Source organism: Mesorhizobium sp. M7A.F.Ca.US.002.01.1.1 (assembly GCF_004022955.1).
GTDB lineage: Bacteria > Pseudomonadota > Alphaproteobacteria > Rhizobiales > Rhizobiaceae > Mesorhizobium > Mesorhizobium ciceri.
On record NZ_RZQE01000376.1, the window covers coordinates 1 to 5,919 of the forward strand.

Genomic DNA, 5,919 nt, shown 5'->3' on the forward strand with positions numbered 1-5,919 from the left:
GCTGCGGAACTGGCGGGCAAACACCGCCAGGCCTGATGCGCTCGACGTCGACGCCGGCGTGTTTCGACCGACTCTTGCCAGCCGCGATGCGGCCTCGGAGGCGGCAAGCCCCGATGGCGACGTCTCGAGGCTCCGCAGAAGGTCATCGGTCTCGATCGACCAATAAGCGGCGCCGTCCGGTGCCACGGATTGCTGGTCAGCTTCGCTGGTCATCAATACGACATGAGGCGGCTGATGCCGCTCTCTTCGATGAGCGTGCGGGTGACGCCGCCAAACGCCCATTCCCGCAAGCGGCTATGGCCATAGGCGCCCGAAACGATCAGGTCCGCATGGATCGAGCGTGCGAACGTCAGCAGGCGGTCGCCATCAGCCTCGCCGGCGATCAGCTCGGTTCGCGCCTTGATGCCATGGTGTCCAAGGAACACGGCGACATCGTCGAGGCTGTCACGAATGCTCTGGTCACGGCTGGTGTCAATCGTGACGACGATAACCTCGTTCGCCTTGGCCAGAAAAGGCAGTGCATCGGCTATCGCCCGCCGTGCCTCCCTGGTGTCCTTCCAGGCAACAAGCACGGTTTTTGCGCGGATATGCTCCATATTGCCTGCGGTGACCAGAACCGGCCGCCCGGTGCCGAGTGCAAGGCTGCCAATATCAACAGCGCGAAAGACGTTGTCTCCATCCCCGCCGCCGGTGACGATGAGATCGGCCGCCCTGGCCGAAACGCTGAGGAACCGGGTCGGACTGCAGACCGCTTGTCCCCATTCACTTGTAATCGAAGCCGGGACGAGTCTCTCGAACGCTTCGCGCAATTCGGCGAGCCGCTTTTCGATCTCCGTTCGCTGGATCTGCATGATCTCGCCTTCGTAGACCATGCCTTCGCCTGTCGCGACCAGAGGTGGGACATCGGCTGCTGCCAGGCCAATAAGATGTGCTCCAAATCGCTCGGCAAGTTCAATCCCAACCTGAACAATGGGCGCAGGAGCCGCATCGATGGCGAGGTTGACGATGATTGACTTGTAGGACATTGCGGGTGCCTTTCGCTGAAACCATTGAATGCGTGATGAATTGCATTCGCCGGCGCCCGATGCCTTGATGCGGGTCAAAGAGCCCGCCAATTGCGCCCGCCAACTGAATCTGTGTCCGAAACCGTCGACTCGATCCGTTTTGCGTGTGCCGCGAGAAATGATAGGTACCCGTTGTAGCACCGTCTCGAACCCAGGAACTTCAGGTGATCAAGGACGAAGCGCTCAGTTTGTCGCCCGGTGGGACGACACTGAAAGCCCTCTTGTCGCGGATGTTCGATCAGGCTCCGGGCTTTATCGCACTCATGCGCGAGCCAGGTCACGTTTTCGAACTGACCAATGCCGCCTACCAGCGATTGATCGGCAATAGGCAAGTGATTGGAAAGTCAGTGCGGGAGGCCTTTCCCGAGCTCGAAGGGCATGAATTTCTCGAACATCTGGACCATGTTTACAAGACGGGCGAGCCCTATATCGGCCACGGGGTGAAGGTTGGCCTTCGCAACAAGGCCAACGGGCCGGTCGAAGAGCGCATCCTTGATTTCGTCTATCAGCCGGTCAAGGCCGACGATGGCCGTATCACCGCGATCTTCATTGAAGGCACGGATGTCAGCGAACTCTCCTTTGCCAACGCGGCGCTTCGGTTGCGTGAGGACCATTTGCGATCGATCCTTGACACGGTGCCGGATGCAATGGTCGTCATCGACGAGCAGGGCGGGATTCAATCCTTCAGCACCGCAGCCGAAACGCTGTTCGGCTATCAATCAGGTGAAGTCATTGGTCAAAACGTGAAAATGCTGATGCCAGCGCCCTATCGCGACGAGCATGATGCCTATCTGCTTCGCTACCTGACGACGGGAGAGCGCCGGATCATCGGGCTCGGCCGCACCGTTACCGGGGCGCGCAAGGATGGCACGACCTTCCCGATGGAGCTTTCCGTCGGCGAGATGCATCCGGGAACCGGACGCTTCTTCACCGGCTTCTGCCGCGACCTGACCGAACGCCACCGGGCAGAAGCAAGAATCCAGGAGCAACAGCAAGAACTGCTCCACATGGCGCGGTTTACCGCGCTTGGCGAAATGGCCTCGACACTTGCCCATGAGATCAACCAGCCGCTCACCGCCATCACGAACTACCTCAAGGGCAGTCGACGGCTGCTTGAAAAGAGCACGGAAGAGAACGCGCCCATGCTGCGGGATGCCGTGGAAAAGGCAGCTGAGCAGGCCCTGCGGGCGGGAGACGTCATTCGTCATCTGAGGGATTTTGTTGCCAGGGGCGAAAGCGAGCGCCAGGTCGAACGACTGCCCTTGCTGATCGAGGAAGCTGCATCCCTGGCCTTGGTCGGTGCGCGGGAGATGAATCTTCTCGTCAGCTACAAGCTTGATCCTGCCGCCGAACTGGTCTTGACCGATCGCATCCAGATTCAGCAGGTTCTGCTCAACCTGATGCGCAACGCGGTTGAGGCCATGCAGGATGCAGCACGACGCGAATTGAAAGTCACGACTATTGCCCGGGATGATGGGATGGCCGAGGTAAGCGTGATCGATACAGGCCCAGGTCTCGCGCCGGAGGTCTCGGCGCAACTTTTCCAGCCATTTGTGACCACCAAGAAGCAAGGCATGGGTGTCGGTCTTTCCATTTGCCGCACCATCGTTGAATCGCATGGCGGTCACATATGGGCCGAGGCGGTGCCGGCCGGTGGAACCGCGTTCCGGTTCACCTTGCGCATCGTAGAGAAAGAAGAGCTCACAAATGGCCGACAGTGATCTGGTGCACGTGGTCGACGACGACGTCGACGTTCGCAAGTCGCTCGGTTTTCTTCTGGCCACAGCAGACTTCGCTGTACGCCTGCACGAATCGGCCACAGCATTTCTGTCGACGGCGACGAGCAGTCTCGACGGCTGCATCGTCACCGACGTCCGCATGCCGGGCATAGATGGCATAGAGTTTCTGCGACAGCTCAGAGCAGGCGGACATACAATTCCGGTCATCGTGATGACTGGCCATGCCGACGTGGCGCTCGCCGTGCAGGCAATGAAGGAAGGCGCTTCCGATTTCATCGAAAAGCCGTTCGACGATGAGATGCTGATTGGTGCGATCCGCTCCGCGCTGGCCAACCGGAACCAGGCAAACGCGGCGCATCCCCAGTCTTCGGACATCCGCACGCGTCTGGGGACCTTGTCGGAGCGCGAGCGGCAGGTGCTGGACGGGCTTGTGTCGGGTCTGCCGAACAAGACCATCGCCTACGATCTGGGAATCAGCCCGCGTACGGTCGAAATCCACCGGGCCAATGTCATGAGCAAAATGGGCGCGGGCAGACTGTCACATCTTGTGCGCATGGCGTTGATCGTGGAATCGAGACCCTAGGGAGACCCTTCGAGAGGGTTGCCAGTTCTGGCCTGGGCCTGCTCCGGCTTCCAATCGCGCCAGTGCGTCGGCCGGATATCGACACGGGCGCCGGTGGTGGCGTTCTTCCAGCCTTCTCGACTCCTTACGCACGGAAATACGAGCGCATGCGTCCCCTCCTCGTCGACGACGGCGAGTTCGAGGTCGCGACCATACGGTGCGCTTAGGATAGAGTTCCACATTGTCTTAGCTTTGACGGAAACAGCGCGGCGCGCTTTGACCTGGATCATTTCTGAAATTGCGCGATGCGATTGTGGGCAAGTATGCGCGTCGGTCGTTCCGAGCGGACGAGGTCCAATCATTTGGTTGTGTAGGCGTTAAGCGGGCGCCGCTTGGCGACCGGCCATGCCGGCCCGGCATTGTGCGAGTTGCAAAATGGCCGGCCGCCCGTCTGCATGCTGGCATCCTCTCTGCTGGTTTGATCGTGATCAAGGCCCAGTTTGGCGAAGCGCCTATCATTCGAAGCAGAAGGAGATTGCCATGCAGTACATCAAGGTCGACGAAGCGCTATGGGCGTCCAGCATGCTGCCCGAGGGCATCCTGGAGCGTTGGTTCATTGCCAGCGGCGACACAATCAAGGCCGGCGAGCGAATAGCCGAAATTCGCGTCGAAGACGCGCTTCACGAGATTGTCGCGCCCGCAAGTGGCCGCGCGACGATCGTCGCCACAGCAAATGCCGTCATCGAACCCGGCTCGATCCTGGCAACGCTGGAGTTCCAATCCGCGTGAAGCATTCGACGCCTCACCGCGACGATTGCGCTCATCAACAATAACTCAAGGACGTATAGACATGCAGACCCAACATGCCGTCGCCTGGCTCGACCATCGCGAAGCCAAGGTGTTTTTCTTCAACCGTGAGACAGCCGAAAGCGTGAGGCTTGTCACCACGCTGGCGCATCATCAGACCCACAACAAGGCAGGCAGCATCGACGGCAAGCGAGCGCCTGAAAACGATGCCTTCTATCACGATGTGATCAACGCACTGCAGCCAGCGAAGGAATGGCTGATCGTGGGACCAGGATCGGCAAAAGATGAACTGGCCAAGCACATCCGTGACCACCATGCGCACTTGAAGGATCGAATTGTCGGTGTTGAAACGGCGGATCATCCTACGGAGGCCCAGATTGTGGCACACGCGCGGTCGTTTTTCCGTGCCGCTGACCGGATGTTGCCCTAGCTCAGTCTGGAGTTGCTCTGATGGCCCGCTATCGGCTGCGAGGTCGATTGCATTTTACAGAGCGGCTTGCATGAACTCCGATCGCGCAGCGAACCGTCTGGTTCGGTCGGCTGCTGCGCCCATGACCTCGATCATGGTTGCTGCAAGCTGCTGATGTAGGCGATTATCGCCTCGATTTGGTCAGGGCTTGCAACCCATTCGGGCATGTCCGGATGGCCGGTCGAAATGCCCTCGGCGAGGGCTTCCTCGAGATCCGTGATCGGATAGCGCTTCGATAAGGTGCGAAACGCCGGCGCGTCGGGATGGGTGCTTTGATCGGTTTTTCCAATGGCGTGGCAGCGGGCGCAATTGAACTCAACCAATGCCTGGCCGCGTTCCGTCAAGCTGTTGGCCTGTGCAGGCACGAATCCAAGCAGCAACGCCGCAGGTGCGCAAACCCATCGAAACTGCCGCCGGCGACGCCCGTTGCCCATATAGCTGCTCATGGTTGCAGGCCTCCGCCTTTCGATCTACGCGACTGTCTTCGCCGCTGCGTCCTCGATTGCGGTTTTGGCCTCCTTGCGCACGCGCTTAGCCGTTTCCGACGCGAGCTTGGAGGTCAGGCCCGCGACCTTGCCGGCTTCGGTTGTGTATTCCAATGTCGCATTCTGCAGGAAAGTGGAGAAGATGTCGAAGGCGTCGTTGAATTCAGCGCCGTCGAGCAGGTCACCGGCCAGCTTAACATCCTGCTCGTAGCGATGTTTCAGAAACCCCAGCGTTTCGATGTGATAGCGCATCATTGCCTTGAAAGCATGCGCCTGAAGAGACGTCGCAGCGAGGACGACCTTCTGGCCATTCTCCACCAGTTGCATGCCGAATTGCGACGGTTGGGGATGAATCTGCATGATCGGTACTCCATTGTGAGGGTGCAAACAAAAGTGTTCGCCATACGACGCTAACGCTATTCGTCGCCAGGTCGTTGATCCGGATCAACAGGTGCTATCGGGCGCCACCGATATCGTTCCCGCGTTTGACACGCATCAAGGTCGTTGCCCGCTCTTCGTGGCTAGCTCGCTTCAACGCAAAAGAGGCTGCAGCGATGGCTTTCAAAACGATCATGGTTCAACTGGACGTGGACACCATCGCCGCGCCACGCATCTCCATGGCCTGGGATCTTGCGCAACGACATGATGCCGATCTGATCGGCTTCTGTGCAGCCGAGCCGCATTTTGTCATACCAACCGGCACCGATGACCAGGCCGCGACCAAGGCGTTGTGGTGTCAGGTGGAGGAGATTGAGGGCCGCCTGAATTGCTTGAGAGAGGAATTCCTGAGCAC

Annotated in this window: 8 protein-coding genes and 1 pseudogene; 5 read left to right on the plus strand and 4 right to left on the minus strand. The window is 59.5% G+C overall.

Translation table 11 applies throughout. The annotated features are described in order from the left end of the window. Together EN932_RS26970 and EN932_RS26975 are read right to left on the minus strand one after the other, a co-directional pair. A partial coding sequence (locus EN932_RS26970; protein ID WP_245483329.1) for a cation-transporting P-type ATPase occupies positions 1 to 213 on the minus strand: 213 nt, incomplete at its 3' end. Continuing rightward, on the minus strand, positions 213 to 1,025 hold the full coding sequence (locus EN932_RS26975) for a universal stress protein (RefSeq protein ID WP_128369192.1): 813 nt from the start codon (positions 1,023 to 1,025) through the stop codon (positions 213 to 215). The genes EN932_RS26975 and EN932_RS26970, both read right to left, overlap by 1 nt. 203 nt (positions 1,026 to 1,228) lie before the next feature. On the opposite strand from EN932_RS26975, the gene EN932_RS26980 reads away from it, so the two are divergent. From EN932_RS26980 to EN932_RS27000, 4 genes are all read left to right on the plus strand, one after another. Beyond that, a complete protein-coding gene (locus EN932_RS26980) occupies positions 1,229 to 2,785 on the plus strand; it encodes a PAS domain S-box protein (RefSeq protein WP_128369193.1) in 1,557 nt (518 codons plus the stop codon). Continuing rightward, positions 2,772 to 3,386, plus strand: a complete 615-nt coding sequence (gene fixJ / locus EN932_RS26985; RefSeq protein WP_128369194.1) for a response regulator FixJ — start codon at positions 2,772 to 2,774, stop codon at positions 3,384 to 3,386. The genes EN932_RS26980 and fixJ overlap by 14 nt, the downstream gene beginning before the upstream one ends. Before the next feature lie 519 nt (positions 3,387 to 3,905). Then, a complete protein-coding gene (locus tag EN932_RS26995) occupies positions 3,906 to 4,154 on the plus strand; it encodes a lipoyl domain-containing protein (protein ID WP_128369195.1) in 249 nt (82 codons plus the stop codon). 61 nt (positions 4,155 to 4,215) lie between these two features. Then, positions 4,216 to 4,602: a translational machinery protein gene (locus EN932_RS27000; protein ID WP_128369196.1), complete on the plus strand. Its 387-nt coding sequence runs from the start codon at positions 4,216 to 4,218 to the stop codon at positions 4,600 to 4,602. 131 nt (positions 4,603 to 4,733) lie between these two features. On the opposite strand, the gene EN932_RS27005 is transcribed toward EN932_RS27000, so the two are convergent. Together EN932_RS27005 and EN932_RS27010 are read right to left on the minus strand one after the other, a co-directional pair. Further along, a complete protein-coding gene (locus tag EN932_RS27005; protein WP_128369197.1) occupies positions 4,734 to 5,087 on the minus strand; it encodes a cytochrome c in 354 nt (117 codons plus the stop codon). A gap of 24 nt (positions 5,088 to 5,111) precedes the next feature. Beyond that, positions 5,112 to 5,486, minus strand: coding sequence for a phasin family protein (locus EN932_RS27010; RefSeq protein ID WP_128369198.1), 375 nt, complete (start codon positions 5,484 to 5,486; stop codon positions 5,112 to 5,114). Between the two features lie 194 nt (positions 5,487 to 5,680). Here EN932_RS27010 and EN932_RS27015 point away from each other — a divergent pair. Further along, positions 5,681 to 5,919, plus strand: a pseudogene (locus EN932_RS27015) (universal stress protein UspA); the annotation flags it as partial.